General features: G+C 54.1%; 1 rRNA gene. It reads right to left on the reverse strand.

What is annotated here, in order from left to right:
• Positions 1 to 1,003, reverse strand: a 23S ribosomal RNA gene (locus F475_RS30190); the annotation flags it as partial.

Raw genomic sequence — 1,003 nt, forward strand, 5'->3', positions numbered from 1 at the left:
TTCCGAACATAGCTACCCGGCAATGCCACTGGCGTGACAACCGGAACACCAGAGGTTCGTCCACTCCGGTCCTCTCGTACTAGGAGCAGCCCCTCTCAAATCTCAAACGTCCACGGCAGATAGGGACCGAACTGTCTCACGACGTTCTAAACCCAGCTCGCGTACCACTTTAAATGGCGAACAGCCATACCCTTGGGACCGGCTTCAGCCCCAGGATGTGATGAGCCGACATCGAGGTGCCAAACACCGCCGTCGATATGAACTCTTGGGCGGTATCAGCCTGTTATCCCCGGAGTACCTTTTATCCGTTGAGCGATGGCCCTTCCATACAGAACCACCGGATCACTAAGACCTACTTTCGTACCTGCTCGACGTGTCTGTCTCGCAGTCAAGCGCGCTTTTGCCTTTATACTCTACGACCGATTTCCGACCGGTCTGAGCGCACCTTCGTACTCCTCCGTTACTCTTTAGGAGGAGACCGCCCCAGTCAAACTACCCACCATACACTGTCCTCGATCCGGATAACGGACCTGAGTTAGAACCTCAAAGTTGCCAGGGTGGTATTTCAAGGATGGCTCCACGCGAACTGGCGTCCACGCTTCAAAGCCTCCCACCTATCCTACACAAGCAAATTCAAAGTCCAGTGCAAAGCTATAGTAAAGGTTCACGGGGTCTTTCCGTCTAGCCGCGGATACACTGCATCTTCACAGCGATTTCAATTTCACTGAGTCTCGGGTGGAGACAGCGCCGCCATCGTTACGCCATTCGTGCAGGTCGGAACTTACCCGACAAGGAATTTCGCTACCTTAGGACCGTTATAGTTACGGCCGCCGTTTACCGGGGCTTCGATCAAGAGCTTCGCGTTAGCTAACCCCATCAATTAACCTTCCGGCACCGGGCAGGCGTCACACCCTATACGTCCACTTTCGTGTTTGCAGAGTGCTGTGTTTTTAATAAACAGTCGCAGCGGCCTGGTATCTTCGACCGGCGTGGGCTTACGCAG

Source organism: Pseudomonas sp. URMO17WK12:I6 (assembly GCF_003253625.1).
GTDB lineage: Bacteria > Pseudomonadota > Gammaproteobacteria > Pseudomonadales > Pseudomonadaceae > Aquipseudomonas.